Genomic DNA, 15119 nt, shown 5'->3' on the forward strand with positions numbered 1-15119 from the left:
ATCAATCCCTCCCTGCTATACCCAGCTGCTCGCGCTTGAGTCTTCTCCGGTACTCGCCGTACGGGTCTTCCGGCGAGAAGCGCGGCGGGTGGGCTACCTTGGTTTTAGCTCCACAGATGGGACAGGTTTCCTTGAGGGTGTAGCGCCCACACTCGGGACACTTCTTTATGCGGAACCTCATGCCCCTCTCCTCTTTATCTTCTTAATGCGCTTCTCCTTCCTGATAAGGGCCGCCTCGCCGCCGGCTTCCTTTATAACGCGCAGTATCTCCTCGGCGATGTCTTCAAGGACCTCCTCGGCCTTGTAGTAGTCCGGGGCAGTTATGTCAATCCTGTACCTCGGCGCCCCTTGGTAGGAGAACTTGACGTCTATCTCCTTCTCCTCGTTCGCCCTGTCACGTGCCCTGATTAGGGCTTCCTTGATAATCTCGACCCCGTTGGGGCTGGGGACGGTTATCTCGAACTCGGCATCGATGGTGACCGTGGGTATCTCGACGTAGGCCTCTATGATCGGTTTAAGGGCTTCAATCCATTCCTCGCTTATGAGCTCTTCGAGGACTTCCATTCCATTTTGAGCGGCATCCTCAAAGGCGGCATATACTTCTCCGTACTCCTCCTCAAGGGGAACCCATACTTCCTTCCAGGCGGTTTCAAAGTCCTTTCCTATCTTCTCTGCCGCCATCTTGAGAAGGTTCTCCGCCTTCTGGGCGCGTTTGTACTCCTGGAGCTTGGCCTTTCTCTGCTGCTGGTTCACCCTCTTGAGGCTCAGGTCGATGTGCCCCTTGCTCGGGTCAACGCGTATAACCTTGGCGACTATCTTCTGCCCTTCCTTGACGAAGTCCCTTATGTTCTTGACCCATGTCGAGGCGACCTCGCTTATGTGCATGAACCCCTCTTTGCCGGGGTACTCGTCGAGCTTGAGGAACGCACCGTAAGGGTGAATGCTCTTGACGGTAGCGACGACAAACTCTCCCTCCTCGGGATACTCTTTGGCTTTCCTCGGCATTTTAACCACCTCAAAATTTTCTCTGCCTGAGTAACTTACGAAAAGATGTTTTTAAAGTTTAGCAGAAGGCGAAATTAAGAGAAAGGGATGGTTCACTCAAGAACCTCAAGTATCTTGGCCTTGATGACACCCTTTCCACCGGTCGGCTCGACGAGCGTTGCACCGCAGACGAGACACCTAACGGTGGTCGCAGGGTTGCTGAAGACTATCTGCTCGTTGCCGCAGTCGATACACTTGACGCGGAGGAACCTGCTCCTCGGCATAGGGATGAGGTTCTTCGGGAGCGCCATGGGTCACACCTCCACCAGCTCGAACTTCTTAACGCGGAAGCCCTGTCCCCTGGTGTGGGCCTTGCCGCAGACGGTGCATCTAAAGCGGAGGTCGAGCTTCTTGACAGGCTTCTCCCTTCCGGCCGGGTTCGGCCTCGGGAAACCGCGGTAACCCTTCATGATCCTCCTGAAGCGCCTCTGGCCCTGGCTGAGCTCGCTCCTTGGCCTCTTCTTGACCTTTTCGACCTTGTGGATAGTGTGCTTCTTACAGTAGGGGCAGTAAGTCCTTATCTGCTTCGGATACTTCATTCTCTCACCTCCACGCAGGGCCCGGTGGGTTCCTACTCGCCCCAGCCTCGGAGACCCCCGAGCCGTGAGGCATGATAGTGCCTGCAGGCATCGGTAGGGGTGAGGCTTTAAAAAAGTTTTTGCGGGTTGAACCAAAATTTTTAAATAACCAAATGTTAGTAAATTGCTTCGGGGGGTGAGGGCCATGGAGAGGATGATAACCACTGTTGAGGAGCTGAAAAGGCTGGAGGAGAAGGCCGAGCGCGAGTACAGGAGGCTTCTTAAGAAGCTCAAAGACCCGGAGTATGCCGACCTGAGGGCCCTCATAATGAGAATGGCCATAGATGCGGCCTTCCACAGACACCTGATGGAGGCACTTGAGAGGGCATACCACGATTCAATGAGACTGGTGGAGGAGTACGGGAGTGGTGAGAGCACCGGTGAAGTGGCCCTCATCCCGGGCCTGCCCACGGTTGTGATGCCCCTGGGATTTGGTGCAATGGGGGCCAGGGTGCCCCCGGAGGAGATAATTGAGGAGTACCTGAAAGACTTCCCAACGGAGGTCGTACTGCCCGAGAACGGTGACGGAAAGGTGGGAGAACTCCTTGGGCGATACCTTGAGCTGGAGAGGGAGATGGTGGAGCTCTACGACAGGCTGTCAAGGAGGGCCTTCCACCCGGTTGTTAGGGAGCTTGTCAAGGAGATAAAGAGAAATGAGGAACAGCACGAGGCAATCCTCAAAAAGCTCGGCGAGAAGTATTCTCACTCCGCCGGGGCATAGTAGCAGCGCTTTGGAGAGATTATTTTCCCCTCCTTCTTGAGAGCCTTGATGGCTTTGTCAACTTCCTTTTTGTCAATCCCCGCGAGCTCCGCTATCTCCTTGCTCTTGAGGGGCTTTCCGGCCTCCTTCAAAACCTTGAAAACGAGTTCAACCTCGGCCACTTTTATCACCCTGTTGGTTTGTCAATAGAACCTGAAGCGTTTGAACTTAAAAGGTTATTGGTCAGAACTGTAATATGAATGGAACCACGAACGGTACCAGCGCGGTGAGCACGAAGCCGTGAACGAAGGCTATAAGTGCGACCTCACTGCCCCCGAACTTCGTCATTATAGGTAGCGTCGTGTCCATCGTGGTTGCACCACCCATGGAGACCGCCAGCTCCTTGGGGACTCTCCTTATCATTACTGGGTAGAGGAGCACCGTGAAGATTTCCCTCGTGAGGTTAGCCAGGAAACCAAGGGTTCCGTAGACGGCTGAATACTGGGCTATCAAAGGCCCGGTGAGACTGTACCAGCCACAGCCGGCCGCCACAGCCAGCCCCCACTTGGGTTCTATTCCCAGGAGCAGGGAAGCGACGAGGCCGCCCAAGAGTGAGCCCAGGAATGTGCCGAGAGGCAGTTTTATGGCCAGTCTTCCGAGCTTCTTAATCTCCCTCAGGCGAAAGCTCTGGCCCAGATCAATTCCGATTATCAGTATCAACAGGTAGAGCATGATTTCATAGAGGTTTCCGAACTCCGGGGCATAGAAGTGTCCAGTGAGTATGCCAGCGACCAGCGCGAGCAGGACGTAAATCAGAAACCTCATCCCCTTCCCCCCACGATGAGGGCGATTCCGACGCTTCCCGCAATTGTTAGAGCCGCAAATACTATGGATGAGCTTAGGAGCCACAGGGCGTCTATCCTTACTTTCCCGGTCTCGACGCCCATGAAGAATATCAGGAGCAGCAGTGCGGCGCTCATCGGAAGATCAACGTTCACCCTGCGCTCCTTCCTGCGGAGAACGTATCCGATGATAACACCCGCAATGAGTGGGATGAAGATGTTCATGTAAAGACCTTCCTCTTAAGGTTAATAAACGTATCGAGGGGCTCGGTGGGTGTTCACGTCATCATTCGTGAGCGTTCAGCATGCTTGCTAGTCGTCATCGCCCGTAACCCGTTAAAATCACGCCCTTTTAAACCTATGCGGGCAAAGGTTTTTTTACGACAACCATTCATCATCCAAATGGTGGTTCACATGATTCGCGCATCCGAACGGGCTATGGGCATCGAATACGCCATAAGGGACGTTGTTCTCCCGGCTAGGGAGCTTGAAAAGAAGGGAATAAAGGTAATAAGGCTCAACATAGGTGATCCGGGCAAGTTTGATTTTCAGCCGCCCAAACACATGAGGGCCGCGTACTGCAAGGCCATTCAGGATGGGCACAACTACTATGGGCCGAGCGAAGGCATTCCCGAGCTGAGGGAAGCGATAGTGGAGCGCGAGAGGAAGAAGAATGGCGTTGACATAACTCCCGACGACGTCCGCGTTACCGCGGCCGTTACCGAGGCGCTGCAGTTCATATTCGGCGCCCTCCTCAACCCAGGGGACAACATCCTTGTCCCTAGTCCAAGCTATCCGCCTTACACGGGCCTCGTCAAGTTCTACGGCGGCATTGCCAACGAGTACCTCACAGTGGAGGAGAACGGCTGGCAGCCGGATATCGACGACATGAGGAAGAAAATAGACGAAAGGACAAAGGCCATAGCGGTCATTAACCCGAACAACCCAACGGGAGCGCTCTACGAGAAGAAGACGATTAAGGAGATACTCGACCTCGCCGGTGAATATGGCCTGCCCGTGATAAGCGACGAGATATACGATCTCATGACCTACGAGGGGAAGCACGTCTCTCCTGGCTCCCTCACGAAGGACGTCCCTGTAATAGTCATGAACGGTATGTCAAAGGTTTACTTCGCCACAGGGTGGCGTCTCGGCTACTTCTACTACGTTGACCCCAAGAACAGGCTCGCCGAGGTCAGAGAGGCTATAGACAAGATGGCCAGGATAAGGCTGTGCCCCAACACCCCGGCCCAGTTCGCCGCCATAGCCGGCCTGACGGGCCCGATGGACTACCTTGAGGAGTACATGGCCAAGCTTAAGGAGAGGAGGGATTACATCTACAAGCGCCTAAGTGAGATTCCGGGGATAAGCACCACCAAGCCCCAGGGAGCCTTCTACATCTTCCCGAAGATAGAGGAGCGCTCCAAGTGGAAGAGCGATAAGGACTTTGTCCTTGATGCCCTCCACGAGGCCCACGTGCTCTTCGTCCACGGTTCCGGCTTCGGAAAGGCCGGGGCATGGCACTTCAGAGCGGTCTTCCTGCCGCCGGTTGAGATACTTGAGGGGGCCATGGACAACTTCGAGGCATTTATGAGGAAGAGGCTTGGGGCTTGAAGCCCCTTCTGCCCCAGTTTTAGTTGTCACCCGCCCGAGACGACGGGGATGACTTCAACGTAGTCGTTGTCGCTGACGTTCTCGTCTTCAAGTGCGACCCTACCGTTCACCTTGGCTATGGCGCTTTCCGTGTTGAAGCCGACCTCACGGAGAACGTCTGCGACCTTGAGCCCTTTCTTCCACTCAATCTCCCTTTCTATACCCCTTCCAAGGACCTTTACCCGTATCATCGTCACCACCGGAAGGCATATCTTTTCCCTCTTTATAAACTCCACTGGCCGATGCGCTTACGCTCCTTTCGGCTGAGCGGTTGACCCGGCACCGAGCGGTGCGGAGGGCCATCACTCCTGAGGCCAGGAAACTTTTGCCAAGCAAAGCCAAACCAAGAAATTCTTCGAGTAGAAACGCACTCAAAACAAGAAACAATCACCTTTTGACAAGACTTTTGCCCTGCAAAAGTTTGTTGTGGAGCCGGGACCGGGATTTGAACCCGGGTGGAAGGGATCTGCAGTCCCTCGCCTCGCCTCTAGGCTATCCCGGCATTTGACCCGAAGAAAGATGCTGGCGCCGCGGAGGGGATTTGAACCCCTGTGGGCAACGCCCACCGGCTTAGCAGGCCGGCGCCCTACCAGGCTAGGCTACCGCGGCACTCCAATGTCCGAGTTATATGAGCCGGAGAGGGTTTTTAAGTTTTTTGGAACTTCGTCACCATTGGCAAACCATAAATACCCTCTAATGTACCTATCTCCAATGAGTGCTCCACCCTTTAACTCAAAACTCTGTGCGGTATGCAAAGGCAGGAAGCTCCTCTGCGGCAGGCCAACCTGTCCTATTCTTGAACGCTTCAGGGTAGCCCGCACCGTCGAGCAGAGGCTGAACAAACGCCACCTTTTCGGCTCTTCCCCGCCCAGCATTTTCGTTGGTGAGTATGGCTATCCCCGGGTCCGCATAGGTCCTCTTGTGCCTCCCATCGAGGGCAAGACGGACTACCTTGACAACCCCCTCAAATGGGAGAACAAGACGATTCGCGATATCCTCTACTACCGCTCGCTTCTCGTCATGGGTGAGACCAAAGCTGATATTCACGTGAGGAGGAGCGGCAGAATTTTGGGTGAGGTTCAGGAGCTGGCGATGTCGATAAGGCCGGTTGACAGCGAGATACTCCTCAAGAGAAAGCCAGTCCTCAAAGTTCTTCCAAGCGAGTTCGCGCCGCCAATAGGACCAAAGGCGGAACTCCTCGATTTTGAGCTCACCGAGAACCCGAAAATTCCACGCAGGACGGACTACGTTGTTAATGACGAGCTGAAGGCCGAGCAAGCTATAATGCGCCTGTACAACTGGGGCTTCGACGAGTACTACATCATAAGACTCCTCTCCGCTGGGCTTCTTGGGGTAGACAAAAAGCTCGTCCCGACGAGGTGGAGCATAACCGCTGTCCAGGACACGATAGGCAAGAACCTGAGGCGCGAGATTCTCCGCTACCCCGAGATAAACGACTACGAGGTCTACTTCTACCGATTCCTTGGAAACAGATACGCTGTTCTTCTGATGCCCGAGAGCTACGCCTTCGAGCTTCTGGAGGTATGGCTGAAGGGTTCCCTCTTCGGGGCTGGCGAGCCCAGCGTCATTCACGACTACGAAGACTTCCGCGGGAGGAGGGAGTACGTCAAGGAAACGGCCGGAGCGTATCACGCCGCCAGGCTGAGCGTCCTTGAGGCACTCCGCGTGAGGAGGAGACAGGCGAGGATAGTGGTCTTCCGCGAGGTCACACCGGAGTACTATGCCCCTGTTGGGGTCTGGCAGATAAGACTGGGCGTTAAAAAGGCGATGGACAACCTGGTTGGACGCTTTGAGACGCTCAACGAGGCCCTCGATGCCATAAAGCGTCGCCTTGAGCATCCATTTGAGAAATACCTTGCGAGAAGCTACATCCTCGGAAGCCTCGCGAGGCAGAAGACTTTAGACGAGTGGCTCGGAAAGAATATATACCGCCTCGGCGGAGAGAATCCCGGTGGATGACGAGCACTCCATCCCACTGAGAGATGATGACTGCACGTCAGGCCGACACCGGCTGGAGGTGATAACGTGGAGGGGGTTGATGTTATTAGGGAGCTCATGAGGATTGAGGAAAAGCTTGAGAACATAGAGAAACTCTTGACAGAGTTACTTGAGAGGGAGGAGAGCTACGCCCTGATGAAACTCTCGGAGGAATCACTAAAGGAGTTCCTCGAGAACGAGCCGGACATATACTCAGAGGAAGACCTTAGGGTGAGATACAGATGAAGGGGAAGATAGTTCTCGTGCCGTTTCCATTTACAAGTCTAAAAGGAACAAAACTCCGTCCGGCTCTTGTGCTGTTTGAAGATAGAAAAGACGTTACACTCGCCTTTATCTCCTCAAGGAGTGAGCACTATAACTCAAAAACCGACGTTCTAATTGAACAGGTTCATCCAGAGTTCCACCTAACTGGTCTCAAAGTTTCATCGTTCGTTCGACTTACAAAGATAGCAACAGTCCAAAAGGACATCCTCGTCGGTGAACTTGGGGAAATTGGACCACTTCTCAAAACGAAGATAAACCAGAAGATATGCTCTCTTCTGGGGTTTGAGCCATGAGAAAGAAGCTCGCCCTCATAAGCCTCGACGGCTGTGGGGTTTACAACCTGAAGCACATGCCCTTCCTGAGCGAGTTAGCTGAAAGCGGGAGCTTTGCCGTGGTCGATTCCATTTTCCCAACGCTGACTGACCTCGTCCACACGAGCGTCATGACGGGTGTCTGGCCCAGAGACCACGGCGTCGTCGAGAACGGCTACTACGACCGCCTCTCTGACAGAAAGGTCAACTTCTACGACTACGAGGTGGCCTTTAATCCCCACAGGGTAATTAGGGGCCCGACCATCGTTGACCTGTTGCGGCAGAAAGGTGTCAGAACCGCCAGCGTCTCCGGCTATACCATGCCCCCGTTCAGTGGAACGGACGTTAGAATCTTCCCACCCTTCTTTGCTGGTGATAGGATGTACCGCCAGCACGGTCGCGATTGGAGGAAGGACGTCTGGGTGCTGAACTCCGCCCTCTACCTCTACGAGGAGTGCAGGCCGGATTTGCTCCTCGTCCACTTCGCCTCGATAGACGGCATGAGCCATGACCATGGCCCCCTGAGTGAGGGTTCTCTAAAGGCTGTCGAGACTGTGGATACGGCCGTGAGAACCCTCTGGGAGAGACTGAAGGAAGAGTATGCATTCATAATCTTCGCCGACCACGGACAGGAAGAGGTTCACACCTGGGTGAACTTGAAAACCTACCTCAAGAAGCACGGCATCGAGACGCTACGCGTCTCCTCTGGCGGTGGGGTTCACGTTTATCTCAGAGACCCGAACCAGGCCGAGGAAGCCTTTGAAGTTCTGAGAAAGGCTCCGGGGGTCAAAGAAGTCTTTTTCCGCGATGAGCTTCCACACCTTGACACGCCCCTGAGCGGCGAGCTGATAGTCTCCGCCAAGCCTGGCTACTGGTTCTGCTCCCACAGGATGTGCAAGGGCATAAAGGGAGTGAGCCACTGGGTCAAGGGAATGCACGGCTCGATGAACGAGCCGGTAATGAAGGTTCCGATCATCCTCTGGGGCTTCGAGAGGGTGGGGCTTGACGAACCGAGCCTCATGGATATAGCACCGACGGTTTTGAAGTTTTTTGGCTTGGAAAAGCCGGGGAATATGGTGGGGCGGAGTTTGATTCTCTGAATGTTGGGTTATCATTCAGAGGGTCTAAGAATGAATTTGAGGATCTGCGCCTTATCTTTTTCAGAGTAACTGTACTCGATTTCTAAAGCTATGGGTTTCAATGCGGATTCTAGGACTCCCTTAATCTCAGATAAGCTGGGACATCCAATTTGGGCGTTATGATACCTATAATACCGTCTGGTGTGTATTGGTACGAACCATCACTTCGAAGGAGTTTAACATACCTTGTCAATGAAATGAGCTCCCGTCTTCCCCATGATTTTTCGTAGACTTCCATCTGTATCATAGAGATACCCTTAAAAAACGTTGATTTCAGGTTTTTGATACCCGCTGAGCGGTTTTTTCTGAAAAGCTTACTTATCCCAGAGTTTGTGTTGAACAGTATTATCCGCTTATTAGTTACTGCTAACCCATTGAATTTCCCTGGAGAAATATCCAGATTATTGAAGACGGAGAGGATATACTCCCCCGGCATCAGGTAGTCCCGAAGCTCCATTTCCCTCCTCCCTCCGGGTATTTATAGATTTCCCTCCTCCCGGAGGGTATAATATTGGGGAGCTTAGAGCAGTCCAAGGCGGCGAAGCTTACGCTCCTCCAGAATCCATTCTTCCTCGCGGATTTCCTTCATGATTTCCTTGGCAGATTTACCGAGCTTCAAAAGTCCCTGGAGCTCAATGTCCTCGTCAATTGGAACAAGAACGACTTCATCTCCAAAGTCGAGGATCTCAAATTTGCGCCTTTTCATTCCTGCTCTCCTATGCTCAAGCTCACTAATGACACAAAAACCTTCCGGCGAAGACACTCAAACGGGAGAACAGGAGAGAAGGAGAAAAGCCTCCAGCCCTCAGCGTGAGGACTGGGCGATCCTCTCGATCTCTTCCTTCTTGCTGTAGGCGAAGCTCTTCGGGTCCCTGTTGGCGGCGGCGATTATCTCCTCGGCGAGGGCCTGGGCGTAGCTGGTCTTGTTCCTGTAGCACTTGGCGCTCGCTCCAAGGGCGATGTTCTTCAAGGCGATGTCGAGCCTCCTGAGCGGGGAGACATCAACCGCCATGTGGTAGCGGATTCCACCGAAGGCGATGGTGGTGGTGTCCTCCCTCGGAGCGGAGTTCTCGATGGCCCTGACGAGAACCTGAATCGGGTTCTGCTTGGTTCTGCGCTCGATTATCATGAAGGCCTCCTTGACAACCTCGTAGGCCTTCATCTTCTTGCTCATGAGGGAGCGGTGCTCCCTTCTCATGAAGTGACCGCCGACCTTGTGGCCGCTGGCACCGCTGCGCATGACCTTGTTAATCAAGCGCTCAACGATGTGGACGTTGGCCTTACCGAAGGGCTTCTTGGCGTGCCTTCCATGGCTGTGCGGGAGTATGCGGGCGTCGAGGTTGATGTATGGCCTGAGTGACGGGTCGTTCACAACGACGTCCTCAACGCTCCACCTGCCCATGACCTTGAGCTCCTTCGGCTGGTAAAAGCGCTCTGTTAAAGCTTTGGCCATTCACTTCACCTCCTCGGCTTCTCCTTCCTGCCCTTGACTAGCTCCTTGAGGGAAACCCTGTTCACCTTGACGACCTTGTACCTGATTCCCGGGATGTCACCCATGGAACCGCCCTTAGGACCGCCGATTCCCTCGATGATGACCTCGTCGTGCTCGTCGATGTGGTTGATAGCTCCGTCACCGGGAGTAAATGCAGTAACGACCTTACCGTTCTTGATGAGCTGGACACGGACAGCCTTACGCATAGCCGAGTTCGGCTGCTTTGCCTCAACCGCGATCTTCTCAAGGACGATTCCCTTGGCCTGCGGAGCTCCCTCAAGCGGGTCGCTCTTCTCCTTGAGCCTGAGGACTCTCCTCTTGTACCTTATGTCACTCCAGCGGAACTTCTTTCTCTTGAGCTTGAGCTTCCTACCGGCAAACTCTCCATACGGGGCCTTCTTTCCAGGCATGATCATCACCTCAAATTATGATCACATCATGAATGCCGTGGTGTCTCTCCATCAGCTCTTTCACGAGGTTGATGTTCTGGCCGCCCCTTCCGATGGCGCGCGGCTTTTCACGCGGGCCTATATCGAGGAGGGCGACCTTTTTACCATCACGCTTCTCAGTGATGTGAACCTTTTTAACCTTAACCCCGAGGCTCTTATAAATATTCCTCAGGAACTCTTCGGGGTTCTCAGAGTGCTCTATGAGCTCAATGTCCTTTCCGAGCATGTTCTGGACGCGCTTGACGTTGGCTCCCTTCTTTCCGAGTGCCAGTCCCATCTCGCCCTTCTTGATGACGTAGATCAGCCTGTTCCTGTTGGTGTCTATGAGGCAGTCGAGGACTGTTGCCCCAGTCATGCTCTCAAAGAGGGCTATGAACTTTATCTGGTCAGTGTTGAGCTTGAGCGGCATTACTCCTTACCCCCAAGGGCCAGTATTCTGCTCTCGCCGGGGTCTATCACAGCGAGGGCCGAGACGGTGTGCGGCCTTCCGAGGAGGGTTCCGAGCTCGACGCTGGTTCCCTCAAACTCGTAAACCGGTATGCCGCTGAGCTTGGCGTAGTATTCGATGTCCTCCTTGATGTCGGGCCTGGCGTTCCTGGCGACTATAATCAGCTTGGCCCCACCAATCTTGGCGTACTGGATACTTTTTTTGGCACCCATTACTATCTTTCCTGTGTCCTGCGCCTTCCTAAGCTCGAATGCAAAGTCAACCATTAACTACACCTCCCTACTCCCTTTTCGGTCTCAGGGGGAGATTCATTGCCAGCTTAACGATTCCCGTACCGACGGGCACGGGCTGTCCGATAAGGACGTTCTCGACGACACCGTTGAGGGGGTCGACCTCGCCCCTCTCAGCAGCCTCAAAGAGGTGCTGGGTGGTGATCTCGAAAGCGGCCCTGGCAAGCACGCTGGCCTTCTCCCCAACTATACCGTGCCTGCCTATGGGCAGTATGACGCCGTCGAGCGTCATCATATCGGCGACGAGCATGATGTGCCTGACGTCGACCTCAAGACCCTGCTCGCGCATAGTGTTGACGATTTCCTCGATGATGGCGTTTCTTGCCGCCTCAATACCGAGCACCTCTGCTATTTCGTGGATGTTGTTCGTCCTGGTTCTCGTCGGATCAACGCCCGGAACCTTGAGGATCTGCTTGAAGTTGGAACCTTCGGTGTAGATGACGTACTCGTCGCCTTCCTTCCTTATGATGGTCTTCCCGACGCCCGAGAGACCCTTAAGGCGGTGCTTTTTAACCTTTTCGGCAAGTCTTCTCAGGTCGGAGAGCTTGCCAACCTTCTTAGGGCGCATTATGACCGTGTAACCGTCGACTTCAAATTCGGCACTCTTGAAGGAGCTTTCCAGCTTCTTCTGGATTCTCTCCATGTCCAGACCGGCCTTTTCGAGCCTCTCCGGGTCGATGTCGACTATAAATTCGAAGTTGAGAATGTCTATGCTGGTCTCCCTCGCGAGGTTCTCAAGGGTGGTTCCCTCAATGCGCCTCGCAACTTCTAGGGCCTTCTCCCGGTCATAGCGGTGCTTCTCGTCAAGGTAGACTGTCATAATTGGCGTTGACGGGTTCTTTCTGGCATCGACGATCTCGATGATTCTCGGCAGACCGAGGGTGACGTTAATCTCAGCGACACCCGCATAGTGGAAGGTGTTAAGGGTCATCTGCGTTGACGGCTCACCGATGGACTGGGCCGCAACCGTTCCTATCGCCTCCCCCGGCTCGATGAGAGCCCTCTGGTACTCCTTGACGGTCTCGTCTATGATGGCCTGAACCTCGGCCTTCTTGAGCTTGTACTTCTTGTTGTATTCGATGAGCTTGAGGTAAAGCTCTTCCTTAATGTTGTCGGGAAGCTCGGCCTTGTCAACCATGCTCTTGATGGTTTTTGCGGCGACCATTTACCTCACCCCTTCCCCCTCACTTTGAGCAGGGTTTTCACAATGACCCTATCAACGTCCACAGTCTTGCCTCCCCAGCTCTTCATGGGGTCTATTCCGTCCTCACCATACTTGAACTGGACAATGATTCCGGTGGGATTCCTGACCGTTCCGTCGTAGTCGACCTTGAGGTCCTGGAGCGCGTTGATGAGTCTGCGCTGCATGTAACCGCTCTGCGCCGTCCTGACCGCGGTATCAACCAGTCCCTCTCTACCACCCATGGCGTGGAAGAAGTATTCCTGCGGGGTTAGACCGCTCTTGTAGGAGTTGGTGACGAATCCCCTGGCTCTGGCCCCCAAGTCGTCAGGCTTGAAGTGGGTAAGAACCCTTCCGCGGTAGCCGCGGTAGAGGCGCTTTCCACGGATGGACTGCTGGCCGAGCATGGCAGCCATCTGGGTGATGTTGAGCATCTTGCCCCTCGCTCCGGTCTTGGCCATGATGACCGCGTGGTTGTTCATACCGAGGTAGCGCTCGGCGACCTTACCTGCGTTGTCACGCGCCTCTGCCAGAACGGCCATTATGTTGCTCTCAAGGGTCTCCTCAAGGGTCTTGCCTGGCAGCGGTTCGAGCTCGCCGTTCTTGTAAGCCTCGATGAGCCTGTTAACCCTCTCCTCAGCCTCGCGGATGATCTCCTTAATCCTATCGAGGGCCTCGCTCGGGAGGTCCTCGTCGTCTATCGCAGTGGTGAAGCCCTTGTGGGTGATGACCCATATGGCGAGCTTGGTGACCTGGTCAAGGAACTGCCTGGCCCTCTCAACACCGTACTCCCTCACTATGAGGTCAAGGAGCTTTCCGTCCTCCCTTCCGTAGGCCTTCTTGTCTATGGCACCGCTGAGGAGCTTGCCGTTGAGTATGTAGGTGAAGCCGTCGTAGGCGAGCTTTCTGACCTCTTCCTCATCGGGAATGAGCTTCTCCTCTATGAGCTTCTCAATGGCCTCGCACCTCTCGGGGTCGTCGCAGAGCTTGTTGCGGTACCATATGGTGAGGTCTTCAGGCAGGAGGAGCGAGAATATCGTCTTTCCACTCCAGAGCTCAACGCCGTTCTCGACCTTGTCCGGCTTGGGAAGCTCCTCCACGTCAACGCCCGCAAACATGAGCATCTGCTCCACTTCACTGCGCGTGAAGTATGCCCCTTCGCGCGTGAGCAGGTAGCCACCGGAGATGTGGTCCTGTATTCCAGCGATGAGCGGGCCACCGTAACGCGGCGAGATGATGTGGTTCTGAACTTCCATGAGTATCTTTGCTTCCGCCTGGGCCTCCTCCGTCTGGGGCACGTGGAGGTTCATCTCATCACCGTCGAAGTCGGCGTTGTAGGGCGGACAGACGGCGAGGTTGAGGCGGAAGGTCTTGTAGGGCATGACCCTAACGCGGTGGGCCATGATGGACATCCTGTGAAGTGAAGGCTGTCTGTTGAAGAGGACTATGTCGCCGTCGAGGAGGTGCCTCTCGACGGTCCAGCCAAGGTCGAGCTTTTCTGCGATGATCTCAAGGTTGTTCTCCATGAGGCGGATTCTCCTTCCCTCCGGGTCTATAACGTAGTTGGCGCCTGGATACTTCTCGGGACCGTTGAGAACCATCTTCTTGAGCTTCTCAAAGTTGAACTCGGTGACCTTCTCGGGAACGGTGAGCTCCATGGCTACAGCTATTGGAACGCCGACCTCGTTGATGCTTATCATCGGGTCGGGACTGATGACGGTTCTCGCTGAGAAGTTGACACGCTTACCGCTGAGGTTTCCTCTGAATCTTCCCTCCTTGCCCTTGAGTCTCTGAGCGAGGGTCTTGAGGGGCCTTCCGCTCTTGTGCTTGGCCGGCGGGATTCCCGAGGTCTCGTTGTTGATGTAGGTGGTAACGTGGTACTGGAGGAGGTCCCAGAGGTCTTCGATGATAAGCTGTGGCGCGCCTGCCTCGATGTTGCTCTTAAGGCGGTTGTTGATGCGGATAATATCGACGAGCTTGTGGGTGAGGTCGTCCTCAGCGCGAATACCGCTCTCCAGGGTGATTGACGGTCTCATTGTAACCGGCGGAACCGGAAGGACCGTGAGGACCATCCACTCTGGCCTGGCCTTCTCAGGGTGCAGGCCGAGGAGATGGAGGTCTTTGTCGGGTATCTTCTCAAGCCTGTCTCTAACTTCGCTCGGCATCATCCTGTGCTTGTACTCGTTGCCCTCTTCGTCCTTCCTGAGCTCCCAGTAGATGGTCGGCCTCTCGAACTTAATCGGGAACTGAGGAGCCCCACAGTGCGGGCAGACCATTCTCTCCTTGGCCTTCTTGTGTATCTCCTTGATGAGCCTGTCCTTGGCCTTCTTCCTGTCGCCCATGACCTCGAACTTGTGGGTGTACTCCTCTATCTCCTCGTCGGTGAGCTTTATCCTCCCGCACTCGCGGCAGGTGCTCTCCAGAACGCGGTGGATCGTTTTGGCGAAACCGACGTGGATTATCGGTCTGGCGAGTTCAACGTGACCGAAGTGGCCGGGACAGTCCCCGGCTCTCGCTCCGCAGGTCTCACAGCGCAGTCCGGGGTCAATGACACCGAGCCTCTTGTCCATGAGGCCGCCCTCAATGGGGTAACCGTCATCGTCGTACGTGTCGGGGACGCTTATCTCGGCCGCGCTCATCTTTCTGATTTCCTGGGGTGAGAGGATTCCGAACTCAATACTCCCGATGACCTTTTTCATCGACTGCATGG

The 15119-nt window shown here is 54.7% G+C and carries 22 protein-coding genes and 2 tRNA genes; 6 read left to right on the top strand and 18 right to left on the bottom strand.

What is annotated here, in order from left to right:
* Nucleotide 1: 1 nt before the first annotated feature.
* The 4 genes from A3L14_RS03320 to A3L14_RS03335 form a co-directional block, all read right to left on the bottom strand.
* Nucleotides 2–181, bottom strand: a complete 180-nt coding sequence (locus A3L14_RS03320; RefSeq protein WP_055429072.1) for an RNA-protein complex protein Nop10 — start codon at nucleotides 179–181, stop codon at nucleotides 2–4.
* A complete protein-coding gene (locus A3L14_RS03325) occupies nucleotides 178–1005 on the bottom strand; it encodes a translation initiation factor IF-2 subunit alpha (protein WP_055429071.1) in 828 nt (275 codons plus the stop codon). Before A3L14_RS03325 ends, A3L14_RS03320 begins: the two co-directional genes overlap by 4 nt.
* A 92-nt stretch (nucleotides 1006–1097) precedes the next feature.
* On the bottom strand, nucleotides 1098–1295 hold the full coding sequence (locus tag A3L14_RS03330) for a 30S ribosomal protein S27e (RefSeq protein ID WP_012571194.1): 198 nt from the start codon (nucleotides 1293–1295) through the stop codon (nucleotides 1098–1100).
* 3 nt (nucleotides 1296–1298) lie between these two features.
* The gene (locus A3L14_RS03335) at nucleotides 1299–1583 is read right to left on the bottom strand and encodes a 50S ribosomal protein L44e (RefSeq protein WP_014012391.1); all 285 of its coding nucleotides are present in this window, start codon (nucleotides 1581–1583) and stop codon (nucleotides 1299–1301) included.
* 184 nt (nucleotides 1584–1767) lie between these two features.
* On the opposite strand from A3L14_RS03335, the gene A3L14_RS03340 reads away from it, so the two are divergent.
* Nucleotides 1768–2343 (top strand): hypothetical protein, encoded by a 576-nt coding sequence (locus A3L14_RS03340; RefSeq protein ID WP_055429070.1) that lies wholly within the window; start codon nucleotides 1768–1770, stop codon nucleotides 2341–2343.
* On the opposite strand, the gene A3L14_RS03345 is transcribed toward A3L14_RS03340, so the two are convergent.
* From A3L14_RS03345 to A3L14_RS03355, 3 genes are all read right to left on the bottom strand, one after another.
* Entirely contained in the window at nucleotides 2325–2504 is a 180-nt protein-coding gene (locus A3L14_RS03345; protein ID WP_055429069.1) for an HTH domain-containing protein, read from the bottom strand. The genes A3L14_RS03340 and A3L14_RS03345 overlap by 19 nt on opposite strands.
* Nucleotides 2505–2565: 61 nt before the next feature.
* Complete coding sequence (locus tag A3L14_RS03350; protein WP_055429068.1) at nucleotides 2566–3147, bottom strand: lysine exporter LysO family protein; 582 nt, start codon at nucleotides 3145–3147, stop codon at nucleotides 2566–2568.
* On the bottom strand, nucleotides 3144–3389 hold the full coding sequence (locus A3L14_RS03355) for a hypothetical protein (protein WP_055429067.1): 246 nt from the start codon (nucleotides 3387–3389) through the stop codon (nucleotides 3144–3146). The genes A3L14_RS03350 and A3L14_RS03355 overlap by 4 nt, the downstream gene beginning before the upstream one ends.
* A 189-nt stretch (nucleotides 3390–3578) precedes the next feature.
* Here A3L14_RS03355 and A3L14_RS03360 point away from each other — a divergent pair, with 189 nt between their 5' ends.
* A complete protein-coding gene (locus A3L14_RS03360; protein ID WP_055429066.1) occupies nucleotides 3579–4778 on the top strand; it encodes a pyridoxal phosphate-dependent aminotransferase in 1200 nt (399 codons plus the stop codon).
* Between the two features lie 26 nt (nucleotides 4779–4804).
* On the opposite strand, the gene A3L14_RS03365 is transcribed toward A3L14_RS03360, so the two are convergent.
* The 3 genes from A3L14_RS03365 to A3L14_RS03375 form a co-directional block, all read right to left on the bottom strand.
* Nucleotides 4805–5008: a MoaD/ThiS family protein gene (locus A3L14_RS03365; RefSeq protein ID WP_055429065.1), complete on the bottom strand. Its 204-nt coding sequence runs from the start codon at nucleotides 5006–5008 to the stop codon at nucleotides 4805–4807.
* A 236-nt stretch (nucleotides 5009–5244) separates the two neighbouring features.
* Nucleotides 5245–5319: transfer RNA gene (locus A3L14_RS03370), tRNA-Cys, on the bottom strand.
* A 21-nt stretch (nucleotides 5320–5340) separates the two neighbouring features.
* Nucleotides 5341–5426 (bottom strand) — tRNA-Ser (locus A3L14_RS03375).
* Nucleotides 5427–5528: 102 nt separating this feature from the next.
* On the opposite strand from A3L14_RS03375, the gene A3L14_RS03380 reads away from it, so the two are divergent.
* From A3L14_RS03380 to A3L14_RS03395, 4 genes are all read left to right on the top strand, one after another.
* Nucleotides 5529–6797: an Nre family DNA repair protein gene (locus tag A3L14_RS03380; RefSeq protein ID WP_055429064.1), complete on the top strand. Its 1269-nt coding sequence runs from the start codon at nucleotides 5529–5531 to the stop codon at nucleotides 6795–6797.
* Nucleotides 6798–6863: 66 nt separating this feature from the next.
* The gene (locus A3L14_RS03385) at nucleotides 6864–7061 is read left to right on the top strand and encodes a hypothetical protein (protein ID WP_055429063.1); all 198 of its coding nucleotides are present in this window, start codon (nucleotides 6864–6866) and stop codon (nucleotides 7059–7061) included.
* Complete coding sequence (locus A3L14_RS03390; protein ID WP_074631408.1) at nucleotides 7058–7393, top strand: type II toxin-antitoxin system PemK/MazF family toxin; 336 nt, start codon at nucleotides 7058–7060, stop codon at nucleotides 7391–7393. The genes A3L14_RS03385 and A3L14_RS03390 overlap by 4 nt, the downstream gene beginning before the upstream one ends.
* Nucleotides 7390–8511, top strand: a complete 1122-nt coding sequence (locus A3L14_RS03395) for an alkaline phosphatase family protein (RefSeq protein WP_055429061.1) — start codon at nucleotides 7390–7392, stop codon at nucleotides 8509–8511. The genes A3L14_RS03390 and A3L14_RS03395 overlap by 4 nt, the downstream gene beginning before the upstream one ends.
* Nucleotides 8512–8620: 109 nt before the next feature.
* Here A3L14_RS03395 and A3L14_RS03400 read toward each other — a convergent pair whose 3' ends face one another.
* The 8 genes from A3L14_RS03400 to A3L14_RS03435 all read right to left on the bottom strand — a co-directional run bounded on the left by A3L14_RS03400 (nucleotide 8621) and on the right by A3L14_RS03435 (nucleotide 15117).
* A complete protein-coding gene (locus tag A3L14_RS03400; RefSeq protein WP_055429060.1) occupies nucleotides 8621–9007 on the bottom strand; it encodes a hypothetical protein in 387 nt (128 codons plus the stop codon).
* A gap of 63 nt (nucleotides 9008–9070) precedes the next feature.
* Nucleotides 9071–9256: a hypothetical protein gene (locus tag A3L14_RS03405; protein ID WP_055429059.1), complete on the bottom strand. Its 186-nt coding sequence runs from the start codon at nucleotides 9254–9256 to the stop codon at nucleotides 9071–9073.
* A 99-nt stretch (nucleotides 9257–9355) separates the two neighbouring features.
* Nucleotides 9356–10003, bottom strand: a complete 648-nt coding sequence (locus tag A3L14_RS03410) for a 30S ribosomal protein S7 (protein ID WP_055429058.1) — start codon at nucleotides 10001–10003, stop codon at nucleotides 9356–9358.
* A gap of 5 nt (nucleotides 10004–10008) precedes the next feature.
* Nucleotides 10009–10452 (bottom strand): 30S ribosomal protein S12, encoded by a 444-nt coding sequence (locus A3L14_RS03415; protein WP_014788295.1) that lies wholly within the window; start codon nucleotides 10450–10452, stop codon nucleotides 10009–10011.
* Between the two features lie 10 nt (nucleotides 10453–10462).
* Entirely contained in the window at nucleotides 10463–10900 is a 438-nt protein-coding gene (locus A3L14_RS03420; protein ID WP_055429057.1) for a NusA-like transcription termination signal-binding factor, read from the bottom strand.
* On the bottom strand, nucleotides 10900–11205 hold the full coding sequence (locus A3L14_RS03425) for a 50S ribosomal protein L30e (protein ID WP_055429056.1): 306 nt from the start codon (nucleotides 11203–11205) through the stop codon (nucleotides 10900–10902). Before A3L14_RS03425 ends, A3L14_RS03420 begins: the two co-directional genes overlap by 1 nt.
* Before the next feature lie 13 nt (nucleotides 11206–11218).
* On the bottom strand, nucleotides 11219–12394 hold the full coding sequence (gene rpoA2 / locus A3L14_RS03430; RefSeq protein ID WP_055429055.1) for a DNA-directed RNA polymerase subunit A'': 1176 nt from the start codon (nucleotides 12392–12394) through the stop codon (nucleotides 11219–11221).
* Between the two features lie 5 nt (nucleotides 12395–12399).
* Nucleotides 12400–15117, bottom strand: a complete 2718-nt coding sequence (locus A3L14_RS03435; RefSeq protein WP_074631406.1) for a DNA-directed RNA polymerase subunit A' — start codon at nucleotides 15115–15117, stop codon at nucleotides 12400–12402.
* Nucleotides 15118–15119 lie beyond the last annotated feature (2 nt).

The sequence above is a fragment of the Thermococcus thioreducens genome (genome assembly GCF_002214545.1).
Lineage (GTDB): Archaea > Methanobacteriota_B > Thermococci > Thermococcales > Thermococcaceae > Thermococcus > Thermococcus thioreducens.

What these genes read in the sequence shown, in the direction of transcription:
- A3L14_RS03320 (WP_055429072.1), bottom strand. Translation starts at nt 181, where the DNA reads ATGAGGTTCCGCATAAAGAAGTGTCCCGAGTGTGGGCGCTACACCCTC.
- A3L14_RS03325 (WP_055429071.1), bottom strand. Translation starts at nt 1,005, where the DNA reads ATGCCGAGGAAAGCCAAAGAGTATCCCGAGGAGGGAGAGTTTGTCGTC.
- A3L14_RS03330 (WP_012571194.1), bottom strand. Translation starts at nt 1,295, where the DNA reads ATGGCGCTCCCGAAGAACCTCATCCCTATGCCGAGGAGCAGGTTCCTC.
- A3L14_RS03335 (WP_014012391.1), bottom strand. Translation starts at nt 1,583, where the DNA reads ATGAAGTATCCGAAGCAGATAAGGACTTACTGCCCCTACTGTAAGAAG.
- A3L14_RS03340 (WP_055429070.1), top strand. Translation starts at nt 1,768, where the DNA reads ATGGAGAGGATGATAACCACTGTTGAGGAGCTGAAAAGGCTGGAGGAG.
- A3L14_RS03350 (WP_055429068.1), bottom strand. Translation starts at nt 3,147, where the DNA reads ATGAGGTTTCTGATTTACGTCCTGCTCGCGCTGGTCGCTGGCATACTC.
- A3L14_RS03355 (WP_055429067.1), bottom strand. Translation starts at nt 3,389, where the DNA reads ATGAACATCTTCATCCCACTCATTGCGGGTGTTATCATCGGATACGTT.
- A3L14_RS03360 (WP_055429066.1), top strand. Translation starts at nt 3,579, where the DNA reads ATGATTCGCGCATCCGAACGGGCTATGGGCATCGAATACGCCATAAGG.
- A3L14_RS03365 (WP_055429065.1), bottom strand. Translation starts at nt 5,008, where the DNA reads ATGATACGGGTAAAGGTCCTTGGAAGGGGTATAGAAAGGGAGATTGAG.
- A3L14_RS03380 (WP_055429064.1), top strand. Translation starts at nt 5,529, where the DNA reads ATGAGTGCTCCACCCTTTAACTCAAAACTCTGTGCGGTATGCAAAGGC.
- A3L14_RS03390 (WP_074631408.1), top strand. Translation starts at nt 7,058, where the DNA reads ATGAAGGGGAAGATAGTTCTCGTGCCGTTTCCATTTACAAGTCTAAAA.
- A3L14_RS03395 (WP_055429061.1), top strand. Translation starts at nt 7,390, where the DNA reads ATGAGAAAGAAGCTCGCCCTCATAAGCCTCGACGGCTGTGGGGTTTAC.
- A3L14_RS03400 (WP_055429060.1), bottom strand. Translation starts at nt 9,007, where the DNA reads ATGGAGCTTCGGGACTACCTGATGCCGGGGGAGTATATCCTCTCCGTC.
- A3L14_RS03405 (WP_055429059.1), bottom strand. Translation starts at nt 9,256, where the DNA reads ATGAAAAGGCGCAAATTTGAGATCCTCGACTTTGGAGATGAAGTCGTT.
- A3L14_RS03410 (WP_055429058.1), bottom strand. Translation starts at nt 10,003, where the DNA reads ATGGCCAAAGCTTTAACAGAGCGCTTTTACCAGCCGAAGGAGCTCAAG.
- A3L14_RS03415 (WP_014788295.1), bottom strand. Translation starts at nt 10,452, where the DNA reads ATGCCTGGAAAGAAGGCCCCGTATGGAGAGTTTGCCGGTAGGAAGCTC.
- A3L14_RS03420 (WP_055429057.1), bottom strand. Translation starts at nt 10,900, where the DNA reads ATGCCGCTCAAGCTCAACACTGACCAGATAAAGTTCATAGCCCTCTTT.
- A3L14_RS03425 (WP_055429056.1), bottom strand. Translation starts at nt 11,205, where the DNA reads ATGGTTGACTTTGCATTCGAGCTTAGGAAGGCGCAGGACACAGGAAAG.
- rpoA2 (WP_055429055.1), bottom strand. Translation starts at nt 12,394, where the DNA reads ATGGTCGCCGCAAAAACCATCAAGAGCATGGTTGACAAGGCCGAGCTT.
- A3L14_RS03435 (WP_074631406.1), bottom strand. Translation starts at nt 15,117, where the DNA reads ATGCAGTCGATGAAAAAGGTCATCGGGAGTATTGAGTTCGGAATCCTC.